General features: G+C 67.3%; 21 protein-coding genes and 1 pseudogene. 3 read left to right on the top strand and 19 right to left on the bottom strand.

The features are described from left to right. Positions 1-25 precede the first annotated feature (25 nt). The 18 genes from hypD to A5698_RS05075 all read right to left on the bottom strand — a co-directional run bounded on the left by hypD (position 26) and on the right by A5698_RS05075 (position 15,574). Entirely contained in the window at positions 26-1,153 is a 1,128-nt protein-coding gene (hypD, locus tag A5698_RS05155) for a hydrogenase formation protein HypD (RefSeq protein ID WP_067090035.1), read from the bottom strand. Between the two features lie 10 nt (positions 1,154-1,163). Next, the gene (locus A5698_RS05150; protein ID WP_067090031.1) at positions 1,164-1,436 is read right to left on the bottom strand and encodes a HypC/HybG/HupF family hydrogenase formation chaperone; all 273 of its coding nucleotides are present in this window, start codon (positions 1,434-1,436) and stop codon (positions 1,164-1,166) included. A 12-nt stretch (positions 1,437-1,448) separates the two neighbouring features. After that, positions 1,449-2,543, bottom strand: coding sequence for a hydrogenase expression/formation protein HypE (hypE, locus tag A5698_RS05145; RefSeq protein WP_067090029.1), 1,095 nt, complete (start codon positions 2,541-2,543; stop codon positions 1,449-1,451). Then, complete coding sequence (locus tag A5698_RS05140; RefSeq protein WP_067090027.1) at positions 2,540-3,226, bottom strand: D-sedoheptulose-7-phosphate isomerase; 687 nt, start codon at positions 3,224-3,226, stop codon at positions 2,540-2,542. Before A5698_RS05140 ends, hypE begins: the two co-directional genes overlap by 4 nt. Continuing rightward, on the bottom strand, positions 3,223-3,948 hold the full coding sequence (locus A5698_RS05135; RefSeq protein WP_067090023.1) for a HypC/HybG/HupF family hydrogenase formation chaperone: 726 nt from the start codon (positions 3,946-3,948) through the stop codon (positions 3,223-3,225). The genes A5698_RS05140 and A5698_RS05135 overlap by 4 nt, the downstream gene beginning before the upstream one ends. Continuing rightward, positions 3,945-4,664 carry a DUF6390 family protein gene (locus tag A5698_RS05130; protein WP_067090015.1) on the bottom strand — a complete coding sequence of 240 codons (720 nt, stop codon included), beginning with the start codon at positions 4,662-4,664 and terminating at the stop codon, positions 3,945-3,947. Before A5698_RS05130 ends, A5698_RS05135 begins: the two co-directional genes overlap by 4 nt. Continuing rightward, the gene (hypF, locus tag A5698_RS05125) at positions 4,661-6,967 is read right to left on the bottom strand and encodes a carbamoyltransferase HypF (RefSeq protein ID WP_068294042.1); all 2,307 of its coding nucleotides are present in this window, start codon (positions 6,965-6,967) and stop codon (positions 4,661-4,663) included. The genes A5698_RS05130 and hypF overlap by 4 nt, the downstream gene beginning before the upstream one ends. Next, positions 6,964-7,227 (bottom strand): HypC/HybG/HupF family hydrogenase formation chaperone, encoded by a 264-nt coding sequence (locus A5698_RS05120; protein WP_067090009.1) that lies wholly within the window; start codon positions 7,225-7,227, stop codon positions 6,964-6,966. Before A5698_RS05120 ends, hypF begins: the two co-directional genes overlap by 4 nt. Positions 7,228-7,230: 3 nt before the next feature. Then, positions 7,231-7,719, bottom strand: a complete 489-nt coding sequence (locus A5698_RS05115; protein ID WP_082964012.1) for a hydrogenase maturation protease — start codon at positions 7,717-7,719, stop codon at positions 7,231-7,233. A 16-nt stretch (positions 7,720-7,735) separates the two neighbouring features. Further along, positions 7,736-7,855, bottom strand: a complete 120-nt coding sequence (locus A5698_RS29950) for a DUF6893 family small protein (protein WP_502686770.1) — start codon at positions 7,853-7,855, stop codon at positions 7,736-7,738. After that, positions 7,846-9,183, bottom strand: a complete 1,338-nt coding sequence (locus A5698_RS05110; RefSeq protein WP_067090004.1) for a hypothetical protein — start codon at positions 9,181-9,183, stop codon at positions 7,846-7,848. Before A5698_RS05110 ends, A5698_RS29950 begins: the two co-directional genes overlap by 10 nt. Continuing rightward, positions 9,180-9,824 carry a DUF6084 family protein gene (locus tag A5698_RS05105; RefSeq protein WP_067090001.1) on the bottom strand — a complete coding sequence of 215 codons (645 nt, stop codon included), beginning with the start codon at positions 9,822-9,824 and terminating at the stop codon, positions 9,180-9,182. Before A5698_RS05105 ends, A5698_RS05110 begins: the two co-directional genes overlap by 4 nt. Next, positions 9,812-10,453: a DUF5947 family protein gene (locus A5698_RS05100; protein WP_067089998.1), complete on the bottom strand. Its 642-nt coding sequence runs from the start codon at positions 10,451-10,453 to the stop codon at positions 9,812-9,814. Before A5698_RS05100 ends, A5698_RS05105 begins: the two co-directional genes overlap by 13 nt. Beyond that, positions 10,450-11,385 (bottom strand): NifU-related iron-sulfur-binding protein, encoded by a 936-nt coding sequence (locus A5698_RS05095; RefSeq protein ID WP_068294039.1) that lies wholly within the window; start codon positions 11,383-11,385, stop codon positions 10,450-10,452. The genes A5698_RS05100 and A5698_RS05095 overlap by 4 nt, the downstream gene beginning before the upstream one ends. A gap of 3 nt (positions 11,386-11,388) precedes the next feature. After that, entirely contained in the window at positions 11,389-13,185 is a 1,797-nt protein-coding gene (locus A5698_RS05090) for a nickel-dependent hydrogenase large subunit (RefSeq protein WP_068294036.1), read from the bottom strand. Between the two features lie 87 nt (positions 13,186-13,272). Next, positions 13,273-14,328, bottom strand: coding sequence for an NADH-quinone oxidoreductase subunit B family protein (locus tag A5698_RS05085; RefSeq protein WP_064350945.1), 1,056 nt, complete (start codon positions 14,326-14,328; stop codon positions 13,273-13,275). A 110-nt stretch (positions 14,329-14,438) separates the two neighbouring features. Beyond that, positions 14,439-15,242: a hydrogenase nickel incorporation protein HypB gene (gene hypB / locus A5698_RS05080; protein ID WP_068294032.1), complete on the bottom strand. Its 804-nt coding sequence runs from the start codon at positions 15,240-15,242 to the stop codon at positions 14,439-14,441. 2 nt (positions 15,243-15,244) lie between these two features. Further along, positions 15,245-15,574: a hydrogenase maturation nickel metallochaperone HypA/HybF gene (locus tag A5698_RS05075; RefSeq protein WP_064350943.1), complete on the bottom strand. Its 330-nt coding sequence runs from the start codon at positions 15,572-15,574 to the stop codon at positions 15,245-15,247. A gap of 265 nt (positions 15,575-15,839) precedes the next feature. Between A5698_RS05075 and recA the strand changes: the two genes are divergently transcribed. The 3 genes from recA to A5698_RS05060 all read left to right on the top strand — a co-directional run bounded on the left by recA (position 15,840) and on the right by A5698_RS05060 (position 18,105). Continuing rightward, positions 15,840-16,889, top strand: a complete 1,050-nt coding sequence (gene recA / locus A5698_RS05070; RefSeq protein ID WP_068294029.1) for a recombinase RecA — start codon at positions 15,840-15,842, stop codon at positions 16,887-16,889. Further along, a complete protein-coding gene (gene recX / locus A5698_RS05065; protein ID WP_068294026.1) occupies positions 16,858-17,379 on the top strand; it encodes a recombination regulator RecX in 522 nt (173 codons plus the stop codon). The genes recA and recX overlap by 32 nt, the downstream gene beginning before the upstream one ends. 87 nt (positions 17,380-17,466) lie before the next feature. Continuing rightward, complete coding sequence (locus tag A5698_RS05060) at positions 17,467-18,105, top strand: LLM class flavin-dependent oxidoreductase (RefSeq protein WP_231967305.1); 639 nt, start codon at positions 17,467-17,469, stop codon at positions 18,103-18,105. Here A5698_RS05060 and A5698_RS05055 read toward each other — a convergent pair. Continuing rightward, positions 18,106-18,418 (bottom strand): annotated as a pseudogene (locus A5698_RS05055) (LLM class F420-dependent oxidoreductase); the annotation flags it as partial.

The raw sequence follows: 18,418 nt of genomic DNA, 5'->3' as shown, positions 1-18,418 counted from the left end.
GATCGGCGGCGACGCATCGACGGCCTCAGGCGCGCTGACCCAGGACCAACGCCGTTTCCCGGTGCAGCCGGCCGAAGTTGTAATACGCCGCGCAGGCGCCCTCGGGGGACACCATGCACGTCCCGATCGGTGTCTCCGGTGTGCACGCTGTCCCGAAGACCTTGCACTCCCACGGTTTGATGACACCCTTGAGCACCTCGCCGCACTGGCACGCCTTCGGATCGGCCACCCGCACACCCGGCATGGCGAAGGTGCGTTCGGCGTCGAAGTCGGCGTAGTCGGGGTGCAGGCGCAGCGCGCTCTGCGAGATGAACCCCAGCCCCCGCCACTCGAAATGCGGTCGCAGCTCGAACGTCTGGGCCATCAGCTTGAGCGCCTGGGTGTTTCCCTCTGGGCGTACCACCCGCGTGTACTGGTTCTCGACCTCGCAGCGGCCGTCGCGGATCTGTTGCAGCAGCATGTGCACCGACGCGAGGATGTCGAGCGGCTCGAATCCCGCCACCACAATGGGTTTTCCGTACACATCCGGGACGAACCGGTACGGGCGCAGCCCCACCACCGTCGAGACGTGTCCGGGCCCGAGGAATCCGGACAGGCGCAGGTCGGGAGACTCCAGGATCGCCTTGATCGGCGGAACGATGGTGACGTGGTTGCAGAACACGCTGAAGTTGCCCACGCCCAACGCTTTCGCCCGTACCAGCGTCACGGCGGTGGACGGCGCGGTGGTCTCGAAGCCCACCGCGAAAAACACGACCCGTTTGTCCGGATTGTCGAGCGCGATCTTGAGCGCGTCCAGCGGCGAGTACACGAACCGCACATCGGCGCCGCGGGCCTTCGCTTCTATGAGGTTGCCCCGCGATCCCGGCACCCGCATCATGTCGCCGAACGTCGTGAAGATGACATCGGGCTGCTCGGCCAGCCACATCGCGTCGTCGACGCGTCCCATCGGGATGACGCACACCGGGCATCCGGGCCCGTGCACCAGCTCGACCGTCTCGGGCAGCAGATGCTCGATACCGTGGCGGTAGATGGTGTGGGTGTGGCCGCCGCACACCTCCATGAACTTGAACTCGTCGTCGCCGGCGAGGTCGGTGATGGATCTGACCAGCGCGCGTGCGGCGGCCGGGTCGCGGAATTCGTCGACGAATTTCATGGCTTGCCCCTCAGGCGATTTCGGACGAGTTGAACGCTTCGATCTCGGCGGCGTAGTCGGCGCCCATCTTCTGCACCTGGTCGAGGGTGAGCGTGGCCTCGTGCTCGTCGATCTTGGCCATCGCGAACCCGACGTGGACCAGTACCCAGTCGCCGACCTGCAGGTTGTCGTCGGCCAGCAGGCGCACGCTGATGGTTCTGCGGACGCCGTTGACGTCCACCTTGGCCAGCGACTCTTCGGTGTCGACGATGTCGACCACCTGACCGGGAATGCCGAGGCACATGTCGGTCTCCTCTCAACAGATCCGCGGCAGGGGATCGCCGACGAGCATGTCGACAATCCTGCTACCGCCGAAAGACGTTCTTAGCGCGACGATTCCGTGAGGCTCGGGGACGATCTCGCCGACCACCGCGGCCTGTGCGCCCTGCGGGTGGCCGCGCAACGCGGACACCGCCGCATCGGCCTCGTCGGCGGGCACGACGGCGACGAACTTGCCTTCGTTCGCCACGTAGAGCGGGTCGATGCCGAGCATGTCGCACGCCCCGAGCACCTGCGGCAGGACGGGCAGCGTGTCCTCGTCCAAGATCATCGCGAACGGTGCGTCCTTGACGAGTTCGTTGGCCACTGTGCCCACCCCGCCACGGGTCGCGTCGCGCATCCACCTCGTCGACGGCGCCGCGGTCAGCAGTTGCTCGACCAGTTCGTGCACCGGCGCGGTGTCCGAGGCGATGTCGGCGTCGATGGCCAGATCGCCGCGCGCCAGCATGACGGCCATCCCGTGTTCGCCGATCGTGCCGGACAGCACGACCTTGTCGCCGGGCTGCACGCTGTCGCGGGACAGCCGCCGGCCTTCGGGAATCAATCCCATGCCCGCGGTGCAGATGTAGACGCCGTCGGCGGCGCCCCTGCCGACGACCTTCGTGTCGCCGGTGACGATCTGCACGCCCGCATTCAACGCGGCTTCGCCCATGTCCGCGACGATCTCGCGCAGTTCGGCGATCGGGAAGCCCTCCTCGATCACGAACGCCGCCGAAAGCCACTGTGGGCGGGCACCGGAGACGGCCAGGTCGTTGATCGTGCCGTGCACCGCGACGTGTCCGATGGAGCCGCCGGGGAAGCGCCGCGGCGACACCACGTAGGAGTCGGTGGAGAAGGCCAGCCGTTCGCCCGACGGCGTCAGCACCGCGGCCGCGTCACCGAGTTGTTCGAGTTCATCGTTGCGGAAGGCCTCGAGGAACACCGCGTCGACGAGCGCTGCCGACGACTTGCCGCCCGCCCCGTGCGCGAGCGTCACGACATCGTCGAGCAGCCGCGGTCGTCGCTGACGGAACTTGTCGATCCGTTCCAGCACCCGGTCTTCGCGTTCGGACGCGCTCGCAGCTCGTGTCATGGGGAATGTGCTCCGTTCAGTGCGCGGGCCGAATTGGCGTGCAGCTCTTCCTGGACCACCGACCAGAGTCGGTAGCCGAGCATCGCGTGGCTCTCCTGGATGCGGTGGATGCTCTGCGAGTGGACGGTGAAACAGAAGTCGAGGTCGTCGGCGGCCGCCATCCGTCCGCCGTCGTGGCCGGAGAAGCCCACGGTCAGCAGGCCGCGACGCTTGGCCTCGGTGATCGCGGTCATCAGGTCGTCGGAGTTGCCAGACGTGGACAGCGCGATCGCGACGTCGCGGTCGCGGGCGTGGGCGATGATCTGGCGTTTGAAGATCAGTTCGAACCCGACGTCGTTGCCGAGCGCGGTCACCACCGCGTTGTCGGCGGCCAAAGACCATGCGGCGACCGGCCTTCCGCGCGCCGGTCGGCTGAACAGCGAGGCCAACGTCGCGGCGTCGGTGGAGCTTCCGCCGTTGCCGAACGTGTACAGCCGCCCGCCGCGGCGGAACCGCTCGGCCATCTGCGTTCCGGCCGCGGTCAACGCGTCGCCGTACTCGTCGAGTGATTCCCGTTGCAGTCGAGCACTTTCAGCCGCCTTACCGCGGGCCGATGCCGCGAGATCATCGAGCAGGCTCGTGGCGTCCGTCTCCTCGGACTCGATGAACGGATACAGGAAACCGGTGGCATCGGAGTCGGTCATCGGCTCACCTCCTCGGGCTCGATGCGCGAGATGGCCGCGCCGGCGTGCAGCAGAACGAGGTCGTCGACCGCGACGTCACCGATCAGCGTGACGTCGACCCACTCCTCGCCGTCGGCGGTGCGGACCAGCGCCGAGCTCATCGCATCAACCGGGGACGCCAGCACCTCACCGAGTCGCCCCTCGTCGCTGCACGTCACGCAGACGGTCGCGGGCTCGGCGGATTTGAGCAATCCCGGATGCTCGAAGCAGACGTGTGTCAACTCCCAGAGCAGGTGATACAGCAGCACGAATGCTCCGGTGGCCGGCACCATCGGATCCTCGGTGTCGATCCAGAGGATGTGGTTCGCCGCTCCCGCCGGCGGACGCGGTCCGGACCCGATCCACAACGTCAGGACGCCCCACGCGTCGGCGCGCCGCATCGCGTCGAGGACCGACGGTTCGTTCGCCGATGCCACCGCGATCAGCAGGTCGCCGGGTCGGCTGGCCACCCGCGCCTGCGCGACGGGGTCCGGTTCCACGAGGGCGACGGACGGGAGGGCCCGCTTGCCCATGACCACCGGATGCACGAATTCGACGGCGATGTGGTGGGCGTGTGGTTCCCACTGCGGCGAGATCACCCACAGGGTCGCGCCGTCGTTGAACCGACGGGCCAGATCCAGCGCGGCGGCGGCGAGGTCGGCCGACAGTTCCTCGCCGACATACGGGCGTTGCGCGGTCGTCATCGTGATCCCCCCTGTCCGAGAACGCTGTTCACGAGGTCGAGTGTGGTCAGCGTGGCCGATTCGAGGTCGGCGGCCTCCTCGTCGGTCAACGTCCCACAGATCCAGTCCCAGTGGGCCGAGACCACCGCTCCGTGCGGCGGAGCGGGCGCCAGGGAGAGTTCGCCGCGCTTCCATGCGATCCGCTCGGCGCGCGGCTCGCCCAACGCCAGCCGACCGTGCCGGTACTGCAGTGGACGCGACGCGATCTCCGCCTGGTCGTCGGCGACTGACGTGACACTGCCCCAGCGGATGCGGCAGGCCTGCATGACGCCCACCGCGGTGTCGGCGTCGCGCCCCAGGAACTTGACCCAGGGGTAGACGACGAAGACGTGAAAGCTGTGGTGCGCCAGGACGTCGGAGGTGGTGGGCACCGCGTCGAGCATTCCGGTGACCTGACCGGTGAACGCCGCGCGCAACCGTGCCAGCAGATGACCGGGGTCCACCTTGGACAGCGCCGGACCACCGATCCAGTAACTGTGGACGACTTCGTCATCGAGTGCGTCGGATGCCCCGAGGGCTTCGGCGATGGCGCTCAGGTACGGCCAGGCCCCGTCGAACTCGCGTGCGTGCGAGGCCAGACCGGAGGATCCGCCGCCGTCGGCCGGACCGCAGTAGCCGAGCTCGTTCGGCGGGTAGGCATAGCGGCCGAACACCGTGCGGCCGTCCGCGCCGTTCATGATGCGTTCCCCACCAGCAACTGGCCCAGGGCGATACCGCCGTCGTTGGGTGGCACCGTGCGATGGGTCATCGCGTCGATGCCCCTGTCGTGCAGCCCCCTCAGGGTCGATTCGAGCAACAGCGCGTTCTGGAAAACACCGCCGGACAGGGCCACGGGCCGCGACGAATCGGCGTGTGTGGATGCGAGTTCGACGACGAGTTCGGCGACCGCGCGGTGGAACCGGGCGCCGATGACCGACGAGGACACCCCCGCTCGGAGATCGGCGACGATGGCGTGCAGTACAGGCGCGGGATCGATCACCGCCGTCGGGCCGGATGCGTCGACGGCGAATGCGTAAGCGGTTGCGCCGCATTCGGTACCGCGTGAGACGCCCTCCAGCTCGATGGCGGCCTGGGCTTCATAGTCCACGACGTGGCGCACCCCGGCCAGCGAGGACACGGCGTCGAACAACCGGCCCATGCTGGAGGTCGGCGCGCAGCCGAGGCCGGTCTCAAGTTGTCGGGCGAGCGTTTGACGCTCCTCGGGCGGACAGGCCGAGACCGGAGGCAGATCGGGATCCCACGCGATGTCAGCCGACCACAGGTGCGCCAGGGCCATTCGATAAGGGCGCAGAACGCTGACGTCGCCGCCGGGGAGGGGGACGTACTTCAGATGTGCGAGCCGCTGGTAGCCCTTGTAATTGGCCAGCAGCACCTCACCGCCCCAGACCGCGCCGTCGGGCCCGTAACCCGTTCCGTCGAAGGCGAATCCGAGCACCTGCGTGGATCCGTCCAGACCGTGTTCGGCCATCACCGCGGCGATGTGGGCGTGGTGGTGTTGGACCAGCCTGACCGGCCGGTCCGCCGCGTTGCGCCGGGCCCACTCGGTCGACCGGTACAGCGGATGCGCGTCGGCTACCAACACCTGCGGCGCGACGGACGTCAGCTCCCGCAGATGACGTTGCGCGGAGTCGAACGCCGACAGCGTCGCCAGATCGTCCATGTCGCCGATGTGCTGGCTCAGCCACGCGTACCGGCCATCCGCGACCGCCATGGTGTTCTTCAGGTCGGCGCCGACCGCCAGCGAGGGCGCTACCGGCACCGGCAACGCCACGGGCAGCGGCGCATAGCCGCGCGAGCGCCGGACCGGCAACTCCGCCGGCTCGGCTCCGCCGTCGAGGGTGATCATCCGCATGACGGAGTCGTCGCAGGACACCAGGATTTCACGGTCGTGCATGAGCCAGCCGTCGACGATGTGTGAAAGCCGTTCCAGCGCGGCGTCATCAGTGAAGCAGATCGGCTCGCCGGCGAGGTTGGCCGAGGTCATCACCAACGCGGTCGGTCCGGGGGCGTCGCCGGGCAGCCCGAACAACAGCGCGTGCAGCGGGGTGTAAGCCAGCAGGATGCCCAGGTCGGGGTTGTGGGGTGCGACGGCCTCGGCGACCGGGGCGCCGTCACGCCGCGGCATCAACACGATGGGGCGTTGAGGTCCGGTCAGCAACCGGGCCGACGGCGCGTCGACCTCGACCAGGTTGCGAGCCGTCGCGAGGTCGGGTGTCATCACCGCGAACGGTTTGTCGCCGCGGCGCTTCCTGCCGCGCAACTCGGCGACCGCACGTTCGTCGGCGGCGTCGCAGGCCAGGTGGTAGCCGCCGATGCCCTTGACCGCGAGGATGCCTCCGTCGGCGAGCAATCGGCGTGCGCGCCCCAGCGCGGATTCGCCGGTCGTGGTGGCGCCCCCGTGGTCGCGGTAGGTCAAGGTCGGACCGCAGTCGGGGCAGCAGACGGGTTGGGCGTGGAACCGCCGGTCGGCGGCATCGTGGTATTCGCGCGCGCAGGCCTCGCACATGTCGAAGTCCGCCATGGTCGTGGCATGCCGGTCGTAGGGCAGCGAAGCGATGATGGTGAAGCGCGGGCCGCAGTTGGTGCAGTTGATGAACGCGTGTCGGAAGCGTCGGTTGCGTGGATCGCGTTGTTCGGCGGCGCAGTCGGCGCACATGGCGACGTCGGGCGAGGTCAGCGTGCGGCCACCGTCGGCCCGGGAGGTATCGGCGATGACGAAGCCGGTACCGCCCGCCACCGGAAGCGCTTCGGTGTCAAGGTCTTCGATCACCGCCAGCGGCGGTGGGCGGTCGCGCAGCCGGATCAGGAACGTCTCGACGTCGACGGTGTCTCCCTCGACGTCGATCAGCGCGCCCGCGCTGTCGTTGCGGACGCTTCCGCTCAGCCCCAACGCGGCCGCCGTCGTGTACACGAAGGGCCGGAAGCCGACTCCCTGGACCACCCCGCGGACCCGCACGCGCAGCCGGCAACGCGAGGTCACGGCGAATCCTCCGAGCCCGGAAGGGCTTCGCCGCTGCCCATCAACTGCAGACCGGCGAGTGCCGCGTCGGCCCCGGCCTTGTCGGTCTTCTCCACGACGAAGCCCATGTGGATGATGACCCAGTCGCCCGGTGCGAACGTCTCCTCGGGCAGCATGCCGACGTTGACCTTGCGGTGCTCACCCGCGACGTCGACGAGGGCCAACTGGTCGCCGTAGCCCTCCAGCATCGTCACGACCCGCCCCGGAATTCCCAGGCACATCGGTCAGCCCTCCGCCACCGTGACGCGGGTTGACAGTCCGGCGACCACCTCGCCGATGACCCGCACCGCTTGCGGGACGGCCGACGCGACGGCATCCGACAGCCCGATACCCTCCTCGACGCGGTCAACCTCGCAACCGATCACCACGGTGAAGGGAGGGGTGCCGCCGAGCGCGTTGAGGCTGGCGAACACCGCCGCGGGATCCATCGCGTGCGCGTCCAGACCCGTTGCGCCACAGGCGTCGGTGAGGTCGGCCTCGAACACGTGAAGCGTGCCGGGCGCTCCGCGGTTCGGGATGGCGTCGACGAGGACCAGGGCGTCGCAACCGTCGAGCAGATCGTAGGCCAGGTGCATGCCGCCGATCCCGTAATCGGCGACCGCAACGTGTGATCCGGCGAGGTCGGGCGGCACGCGGCGCATCACCGCGGGGCCGAAGCCGTCGTCCCCGAGGAAGATGTTGCCGAGACCGGCTACCAGGATTCGGGAGATCAGGACACCTCGTTCGCCGTCACATCCGGCGCATTCTCATGTAGCGCCGGGCATCCGGCACGGAGCGGATGCCCACAGCCGCCGCCGCCACGGCCACCACCGCCACGATTCCTACTGCGATCCAGCCGATCACTTCCATTGCGGACTCCCTTCAACCAGAGGTTCGACCTCGTCGGGTGCGAAGTACAGGTACCGGCCGTACCAGTCGTGCAGTTCGGCGCCGGGATCGTCTTCGATGACGACGCCGATATGGTGTTCGCCGTCGACGTCCTCATGTACCGAGGTGACGCGCGCGATCTTGTCGGCATAGAAGACGTCCTGCGCGTCGGCCCGGCGGGAGGGGTGCAACCGCACACGGCTGCCGCGCGCGACGCGAGTGTCGTTGACCAGCACGGCATCCGAGTCCGGCCGCACAGCGGTGTCCGCCGTCGGGTCCCACCATTCGACGCCGGCGGGGATGTCGGGAATCAGGCCCGGTTCGCGGCACGGCGCGTGCGGATTGCGCAGCACGCCGTGCAGATCGAGCATCGCCTCGGGCGACATCGAGTCGCAGCGCTCGATGATCGCTGCGGCGCGTCGATCGGTGGCTCTGGCTTGAGCCTTCTCCTCGTCGGTCATGGTCATGACCCGCAGCGTCAGGATCTCGTCGATCTCGGTCGAGTCGTAGAGCGCACCCTTGCTCTGCTCGGCGATCTCGGGGTGGTCGTAGAGGATGATCGGCGACGCGAGCACGAGGTCGCGATGCGGCGCCGGGCCGGCCAACACCGGAAAGCAGCGGTGCTGACGGCACCGCGCCACGGCGCCGGCGGCCCAGTCCGGCGGTTCGAGCAGGGAGACGAACTCGCCGTCGGCCACCTCCAGCAACAGATGGGTCCCGATCAGCGACACGGCGATCGCCTCGTCCTGGTCGTCGGCCGGTGCAGCCGTGTTGCACACATCGAACGTGAGACGCAGCAGGTCGCCGTCCTGCTCGGCGGACATGTCGAGCCGACCGCTCAGCTCGCGTCGGGTCCGCACCAGCCTGCCACCCGCGACGGGTTCGATCTCTCTCGCCGACGGAGCCGAAATGTCCAGTGTGGCAGGCAGGCTCATGACCGGGAACGGGTCGATCGGAATCTCGCACTCGACCGCCTCGTCCCAACTGACCCACGCATCGGCACCCGAACGCAGTTCGCCGACCGGTTCGAACCGGCCGCCGCCGGCGTCGCGTTCGACGCTGCGGCGTTGCAGTTGCAGGAAGCGAATCACTCCGGTGACCATCGGGATGCCGTGCGGGTCGAGCAGCACCTGGGTGGACAGCGAGGCGTCCTCGCCGATGGTGGCCTGCGCGGCGCCGCGCGGTCCGAGAACGCCGAACTGCCAACGGGACTGGTTCTTGCTCGAGCTGGCGCGGTAGGGGTACAGCAAATATCCCTCGTAGAGCACCGCATCGGCGACAGCTCGTGCGTGATCCCAGTCCGCGGTCATCGAATCTCCTCTGCGGTGTGAGTGGCCAATAGCGAAACGATCGCGTCGTCGTAGTTCAGAAGGCCGCGGGCTGATTTGAACTCAGACAGCATGTCGATGGTGTCGTGCCCCAGGCGCAGCCAGCCGGTGTTGGGGTAGTGCAGGCGCATCAGGTCATGCCACGTGGACACCGGTAGGTCGTAGTGGTCCTCGCGATCCCATGGCACCTGCTGCACGCGCAGATTTCTTTCACTGCGGGTGAAAACCGTTCCACTGAACAGAAATTGCAGCGGGATGTCACCGTCAGCCAGCGCATGGAAGTATTTGGCCGCGGTCACCTCGAAGTCGTAGGTGCACTCGAGCGGCAGGTCCACCTGCGTCGTTCCGGTGAAGCCGGACACCATGGTGCTGGCATGCTGCCAGAGGAAATTGTGTTGTGTGGTGTCCCATCGCTCGCGGGGCCCGAACAGATCGAGCAGTCCGAGCGCCTCGTCATCGGAGTATCGGCGACGCAAGGGTTCGATGCGGACCTGGCACCGCAGTGCGATCGCGTGCACGGGGTCGTCGCCGTCGGCGGCGATGCCGATCCGGGCGGTGAGAACCGGTGCCACCGCGTACGGTTCGGCGCGGATGTCGAGCACGGCGAAGGTCAGCTCTGGCACGGCGCCACCACCTTCGCCCGGTCACGGACGTGCTCGAAGAACTCGTCGAGGTAGCCGCGCACCCGCTGACCGCCGTCGAAGCCGTGCCACAGCTGGCGGAGCCTGCCGACGAACTCGTAGCAGGCGTCGATGGGCAGCAGGAAGCATTCCGGGTCTCGACCGTCGTCATCGGGAACCCGCACGAGCAGGGCCTCGGTGTCGTCGGCGAGCAGGTCCACCCTCGGGTCCGCCGAACGGACCCCCTCCCATGCGGAGAGGTCCAGTTCGGACTCGGTCGCGCCCGCAGGTCCGGGATAGAAGGCGACGACGCGATCCAGCGTCGAGTTGCGAAAGAAGAACGCCAGCCCGACCGGGATCTGCAGAAGCTGCCAATCCCGGCGCGCCAGGGCGAAATCCGGGAACGATAACCAGCGGTCGGGGACCGCGCGATAGCGGAGTTCGGCCTTGGTGTCGGTGAACAGCAGATAACAGCCGCGGCACACACACATCAGCGCTCGCGCCTCGACGTTGACGACGTGTTGGTGTTCGTCGGCGATCGGCTCGGCGCACATCTCACAGCGTTCACCCGCGCGCGCGGGGACGCCGCGGTTGGCCCGGATCATCGCGAGCACGTCGTAGGCGCTGCTCATGCCACACCTGCTTCGGTGGGTTGCGCGGCCATCGCGATCGACAGCACGCCGTCGCGCGCCAGCAGCGGGATCGGCTCGAGGTGGGCGAGCGGATCGGCGCCCTCGTCGACACAGGTCCCGGCGTGCACGACGTCGAAATGGGCGTGGCAGCGCGGGCAGCGCAACACCGCGTCGCCGGTCGGAGAACCCATGCGACGGTGCAACGCGGCACCGGCCAGCGACTCGCGGCAGACACCGCACCGGTCGCGATAGGCGAACACCTCGTCGCCGCTGCGGCACGCCAGCACGGTGGTTCCCGCCACGGAGAAGCCGCCGACCTCACCGGGCATCAGGTCGGTGAATTCCGGTACGGGGTGCCACGAGGCCTGCCCGGGCGCCCGTTGCTGGACGCGGCGAAAGAGCGTCGCCGGTGGAATCACCGTCGGGCTTGACTGCGGAGCGACCACCTCGATCGCGCTGACTTCCGGAGCCGCCGCCCGGATGGCGTCTTCGACGGTCAACTCCAGCGTGACCGCCGACGAGGGGCAGCTCTTGCAGCTGCCGGAGAACTGCAGGTGAACGGTGAATCCGTCTGGGCCGTCGACTGTTTCGAGAAGCGCGACGTCACCGCCGTGTGAACCGAGATACGGGCGGACCCTGTCCAGGGCATCCTCGATGCGCCGGTGGATGCCGTGCGGGTGCAGCCCGTGTACGAGCAGCAGGCTGGCGACGAGGTCGTCGTCGGCCAGCCGTTCGGCCAGCGTGGCATCGGCGCTCACCGCGATCCGCAGGATCCGTTCGAGTCCGGCGCCGTAGAGATCGGTCACCTCGCCGACGAGTTGAACCGCCCGTTCGTGCGCGGCGGGGCCGCCCGCGGCGGACGCGTCGAGCAGGGCCTGTATTCGGTCGCCCGCCGTACGCCACTGCGCGTCGTCTCGGATCGGCGGGGCCATTCCCTATTCCCCGGTGACGGACTGGGTGGGGGAGTGAAGCAGGTCGAGTGACTTTCCCTTGCCCAGGTACATGTGCACGCCGCACGGCAGACACGGGTCGAAACTGCGCACCGTGCGCATGATGTCGATGCCCTTGAAATGCTCCCTGTCGTTCTCCTCGAAGATGGGCTGGCCCTGGACCGCGTCCTCGTATGGCCCGGGTGTGCCGTAGCTGTCGCGGGGGTTGGCGTTCCACGGCGTCGGCGGATACGGGTGATAGTTCGCGATCTTGCCGTCGCGAATCACCATGTGGTGGCTGAGGACTCCGCGGACCGCCTCGGTGAACCCGCAGCCGATGCCTTCGTCGGGCACCTCGAACTTCTCCCAGGTCTTGGTCCGGCCGGCCCGGATCTCGGTCAACGCCTTCTCCGCGAAGTGCAGGGCGCAGGCGGCCGCGTAGGCCTGGAAGTACGTCCTGGCGCGGTTGCGTTCGAGCGTGTTGCTGCCGTGTTGCGGGATCTTCCACTCGAGTTCGACCGGACCCTTCAGGGCCGTCTTGGGCAGGTTGATCTGCACGCTCTGGCCGGTCGCCTTGACATAGCCGATGTCGACCAGCCCGGCGAGCGCGGTGGACCACAGCCGCGCCAACGGGCCGCCGCCGGTGTCGAGTGCCAGGTGATCCGTGCCGTCGAACCAGCGCGGCGCCATCACCCAGCTGTAGTTGCCGTCGAAGTCGCGTTTCTGCGGCCGGGGATTGGTGTGCTGGTTCCAGGGATGGCGCCGGTCGATCGGATTGCCGAGGGGATCGGTCTTGACGAACATCTCCTGGTCGGTCCAGTCGTCGTAGTACGAGTGGCCCAACAGGATTCGGATGCCGAGGTTGATGTCGACCAGCGAGTGGGTGTGCAGCTTCCCGTCGATCACCACACCGGGCGTGACGAACATCGCGTCGCCCCAACGCTCCATGTCCTTGTACTCGAAGTTGCACACCTCGGGGTCCTGGAACGAGCCCCAGCAGCCCAGCAGCGTGCGGCGCAAGCCGACCTGGTCGTAGCCGGGAAGCGCTTCGTAGAAGAAGTCGAAGAGGTCGTCGTGCATGGGCACGACCTTCTTCATGAACTCGACGTAGCGCATCAGCCGCGTCATGTAGTCGGTCATCAACTGGACCGTCGCGGTGGTACCGATACCGCCGGGATACAGCGTCGACGGATGGACGTGTCGACCCTCCATGAGGCAGAACATCTCTCGCGTCCACCGACTGACCTGCAGGGCCTCGCGGTAGAACTCGCCGGTGAAAGGATTGAGCGCACGCATGATCTCGGCGATCGTGCGGTAGCCGTGCATGTCCGCATGCGGGGCCTGGGTGTTCTCCGCCTTGGCCAGCACACTGGGATTGGTCTCGGAGACCATCTTCTCGCAGTAGTCGACGCCGACCAGGTTCTCCTGGAAGATGTTGTGGTCGAACATGTACTCGGCGGCTTCACCGAGGTTGATCAGCCACTCGCCGAGATGTGGCGGCTTGACACCGTAGGCCATGTTCTGGCAGTAGCACGAGCACGTCGCATGGTTGTCACCGCAGATGCCGCAGATGCGGCTCGTGATGAAGTGCGCGTCGCGAGGATCCTTGCCCTTCATGAAGATCGAGTAACCGCGGAAGATCGACGAGGTGCTGTGGCACTCGACGACCTCGCGATTGTCGAAGTCGATCTTGGTGTAGATGCCGAGGCTACCGACGATCCGGGTGATGGGATCCCACGCCATCTCCACCAGTTGGCCGGGGTCGCGCTTCACGTGTGACGGCTCGGGGATGATGGTTGTCATCGAACTCTTCTCTTTCTTCAGATGAGGAGCGTCACAGGACATTTCGGAGACCGAAAGCACGCCTGCGCGCCCTCCGACGAGCCACACCTACCAGGTGCGGGTCGCTCCGGTCGTGAGTTGCGTGCCGCGATGGCGCCACTTCGGCTCTTTGTCGACGGTGCGGCCGGTGATATGGCGCAGGCTGCGGATCACCGACCCGTACAGGCCCGACGCCGCGGTGGACACCTTGCCACCGGGGGGTTCGTCCATGAACGGCATGAATTTGTCGGGGAATCCGGGCATGGTGCAGCCGATGCATATGCCACCCACGTTCGGGCAGCCGCCGATTCCGTTGATCCAGCCGCGCTTGGGTACGTTGCACTTGACGACCGGACCCCAGCAACCCAGTTTGACAATGCATTTCGGCGATCCGTACTCGGTCGCGAAATCGCCCTGTTCGTAGTACCCGGCTCGGTCACAACCCTCGTGCACGGTTGCGCCGAACAGCCACTGGGGCCGTAGCGCATCGTCGAGGGGGATCATCGGAGCCTGATCCGTGGCCATGTACAGCAGGTAGGTCAGCGTCTCGGCGAGGTTGTCGGGTTGGATCGGACATCCCGGTACGCAGACGATCGGAATGCCGGCCTTGGTCTTCCAGTCCCAGCCGAGGTAGTCCGGGACACCCATGGCGCCGGTGGGATTGCCCGCCATCGCGTGGATGCCGCCGTAGGTGGCGCACGTTCCGACCGCGACGACGGCAGTGGCCTTGGGCGCCAGCCGATCCAGCCACTCGCTGGTGGTCATCGGTTGGCCGGTGGCCGGATCGTTGCCGAATCCGCACCAGTAGCCTTCGGCCTTGATCTTCTCGTTCGGGATGGACCCCTCGACCACCAGAACGAATGGTTCCAGTTCACCCCGGTCGGCCTTGAAGAACCATTCGAGAAAATCGTCGGCGCCACCGTTCGGCCCGCACTCGAAATCGATCAGGGGCCAATGGACGGCGATTCTGGGCAGCCCGGGAAGAGCGCCGAGGGCGATCTCCTCGATGCTGGGCTGGGTGGCGGCAGTCAACGCCACCGAATCTCCGTCACAACTCAATCCGGCGTTGATCCACAGGACGTGGATCAAGGCCTCTTCCGCTTTGACTGCTGCCTCCGTTGGCATAGGTCACAGCTTCCTGGGGGCCGGGCTGGGGCCCTCACGACCGGGAGCCGGGCTGGGGCTCCCAACCTCACGTTGTGCCGCGGCGCCGAATTCCGGCGCTGAGTCTGGGTTTACTCCCGGGGTCGTGTCTTGTCAACGGGTGCCAGGACAGAAGCCGAGTTTGCGCAATCGTCGATCCACTCGTACCACCGCGAGCTACCATCACCGGTGGCGGCCGACATCGCCAGTATCTGCGCGTCGCGATTCAGTGATCGCACGTAATCGCAACATTTTTCAAGATCGAAGCTGACGTACGGCAATAGGTCGATCTTGTTGACGATCACCAGTCCGGCGGCCGCGAACATGTGTGGATACTTCAGCGGCTTGTCGTCGCCCTCCGTCACCGAGATCACGACGACTTTGCTGCGCTCACCTAGATCGAACAGAGCGGGGCAGACGAGGTTGCCGACGTTCTCGATGAACAGAAGCGACCCCGGCTCGGGGTCGAGGGCCTCCAGTGCCCGTTGCACCATGGTGGCGTCGAGATGGCAGCCCGCGCCGGTGTTGACCTGTACGGCCCGCGCTCCCGCGGCCCTGATGCGTTCGGCGTCCAGCAGCGTCTCCTGATCGCCTTCGATGACCGCGACCGGGCGATCCGGGTGCAGATCGCGGATGGCGCGTTCCAGAAGGGTGGTCTTACCGGCGCCCGGCGAGCTGGTGAGGTTGAGCGTCAGGATGTTGCGGGCGGCCAGCCATGCGCGGTTCCGTTCGGCGAGCTCGTCGTTCTTGGCGAGCACCTTCTGCTCGAGCGTGATGGTCTCGGTGTGGACGTGTTCGCCTTCGTGGAGATGGTCATGCTCGTGAGGGTGGAGGTGGGTGTGTCCCGGCGTGGTGATGGTCGCACCGTCGTCGCCGCAGCCGCAGGTCGCGCACATGCTCAACTCACCTCCATCGAGAGAATCCTCAGATCCCGACCGGCGGTCACCTCGACATCGGCACTGCCGCAGGGACACAACAGAATCAGATCGGGTAGTTCGAAGCTTTGGCCGCAGGTGTGACAGCGCGCCGCGCCGGGTTGCACATCGAGGTCCAGGCGCGCGCCGTCGGCGACGGTGCCCGCGGTGGCGAGTTCGAAGCAGAACCGCATAGAGTCCGGTACGACGGCGCACAGCGCGCCGACCTCCAGCTTGACGCAGTGCACCCGGCGTCCCGCGGCGTGCTCGCACACCGCATCGACCACACTCTGCGTTATCGCCATCTCGTGCACGCGGACCCCGTTTCGGCCGGGATGACTTTCACGATAGGCCCCGCGACCCCCCGCAGGGAGCGGACTATTCGACACGCTGCCCACCGCACGGCGTGTCTCCCTTGAGTCGAACAGGTGTTCGTCTACTGTGGGTCGTGTTCGACGGCTAGATGCTGCTGGTCAGGCCGACTTGTCCCGGAACTTGTCGGTGGCTGCCTCTAGCGTCACGGCCAACAGATCGAAACCGATCACCGAACAGCTAGACATCCGAAGGACGGAGAACCCCATGGCGCAGGCACCCGACCGCGAGAAGGCCCTCGAGCTGGCACTCGCGCAGATCGACAAGAACTTCGGCAAGGGGTCGGTGATGCGGCTCGGCGAAGAGGTCCGCCAGCCCATCTCGGTCATCCCGACCGGTTCGATCGCGCTGGACGTGGCCCTCGGCATCGGCGGCCTGCCGCGGGGCAGGGTCATCGAGATCTACGGCCCGGAGTCGTCGGGTAAGACCACCGTCGCGCTGCACGCGGTCGCCAACGCGCAGGCCGCCGGCGGTATCGCGGCATTCATCGACGCCGAGCACGCGCTGGATCCGGAGTACGCCAAGAAGCTCGGGGTGGACACCGACGCGCTGCTGGTCAGCCAGCCCGACACCGGTGAGCAGGCGCTGGAGATCGCCGACATGCTGATCCGTTCGGGCGCGCTGGACATCCTGGTCATCGACTCGGTGGCGGCGCTGGTGCCCCGCGCCGAGATCGAGGGCGAGATGGGCGACAGCCACGTCGGTCTCCAAGCCCGGCTGATGAGCCAGGCGCTGCGGAAGATGACCGGAGCGCTGAGCAACTCGGGCACCACCGCGATCTTCATCAACCAGCTCCGCGAGAAGATCGGGGTGATGTTCGGAAGTCCCGAAACCACCACGGGCGGTAAGGCTTTGAAGTTCTATGCCTCGGTGCGGATGGACGTCAGGCGGATCGAGACCCTCAAGGACGGCACCGACGCGGTCGGTAACCGCACCCGGGTCAAGGTCGTCAAGAACAAGGTCTCCCCGCCGTTCAAGCAGGCCGAGTTCGACATCCTCTACGGCAAGGGCATCAGCAGGGAAGGCTCGCTCATCGACATGGGCGTCGAGCAGGGCTTCATCCGCAAGTCCGGCTCGTGGTTCACCTACGAGGGTGAGCAGCTGGGCCAGGGCAAGGAGAACGCCCGCAACTTCCTGCTCGAGAACGTCGACGTGGCCAACGAGATCGAGAAGAAGATCAAGGAGAAGCTCGGCATTGGCGCCGTGATCACCGATGACTTGAGCGATGGCGTACTGCCCGCCCCGGTCGACTTCTGAGGCCCCTCGCGAGGAGCAGGCGCGTGACGTGTGTCTGCGCCTGCTCACCGTGAGAGCCCGGACCCGGGCCGAACTGACCGCACAGCTGGCCAAACGCGGCTACCGCGACGACGTCAGCGCCAGGGTGCTCGATCGGCTCGAGCAGGTCGGCCTCGTCGACGACGCCGACTTCGCCGAACAGTGGGTCCGCTCCCGGCGTGCCAACGCAGGCAAGGGTCGGCGGGCGTTGATCGCGGAGTTGCGGACCAAGGGCGTCGACGGCGAGCTGATCGAGGCCGCACTGGCCGACGACGAACCGGGCGCCGAACGCGCACGCGCCGAGCAGTTGGTGGCCGACCGGCTGCGCCGCGAGAAGCTGATCGACGGTGAGGACGCCAAATTGGCGCGTCGCCTGGTCGGGATGCTCGCCCGGCGTGGTTACAGCCAGACGATGGCGTTCGATGTCGTCAAGGTCGCCGTGGCCAACGAACGTGAGCGCCGCCAGGTCTAGGGCGCGGCGAGGGTTCGGCAGCCGGATCGCCGGGGCGCACAGCGTGGCGTGGTTGCATTGAAATCGCCGACCGCGTAAGCAGATCGAATGCAGTTATCCGTCAAGCTGGCACCCACTTTCGACTATCCGGTCTTGGAACGGTTCTGGCGGACGGCCGACGACCTCGGCTTCCCGGCGGTGTGGAACTACGACCACTTCTACGGTCTGGTCGATCCCACGACACCGACCCACGAGGGGTGGACCAGTCTCGCCGCGATGGCGGTGGTGGTGCGGCGCGCGCGGATCGGCTGCCTGGTCACCGGTGTCACCTACCGCAATCCGGCGGTGCTGGCGAAGATGGCCGTCACCGTCGACCACATCTCCGGTGGACGGCTGGACTTCGGCATCGGCGCCGGCTGGCACGAAGACGAACACCGCGGATACGGTATCGACTTCCCGTCGCCGGGGCGGCGGGTCGCGATGGTGGACGAGGCGCTCACGGTCATCCGCAGGCTCTGGACAGAGGAGGCCGTCGACTTCACGGGTCGTTTCTTCACGCTGCAGCAGGCGCGCTGCGATCCCAAACCGCTGCAGCGTCCGCATCCGCCGATCGTCGTGGGCGCTTCGCAGCCGAAGATGCTGCGGGTCGCCGCGCGTCACGCCGACGAGTGGAACATGCCGAGCACGGCGCCGCTGGAGACGGAGGCCGTCGAACAGGAAGGCGCACCCGGCTCGAAAGCCGTGTGATCACACCAGTTCCGCGCAGCGGGCGAGCAACTCGTCGTCGGGTGGCTGGTAGAAGGACAGCACGACGTGTTGGCAACCGAGTCGCGAGTATTCGGCGACGGAGTCGAGTTGCGCGTCGACCTGATCCGGGTCTTGCGGGTGCAGGAACAACTGCACGCCCCGCCGGATCGACGCCGGGTCACGGTTTTCCGCTGCGCACGCATCGTCGAGCCCGCTGTTGGCGGCCGCCCATTCCTGCGGCGCCGTGCTCGGCATGTTCCACTCGTCGGCGTGACGCGCGGCGACCCGCAGCATCTTCGGCTGCGAAGCGCCC

This window comes from Mycobacterium sp. E136 (assembly GCF_001666865.1).
Taxonomy (GTDB): domain Bacteria; phylum Actinomycetota; class Actinomycetes; order Mycobacteriales; family Mycobacteriaceae; genus Mycobacterium.
Note: the sequence above shows the minus strand (reverse complement) of the source record. Positions and strands in the feature narration are given on the sequence as shown.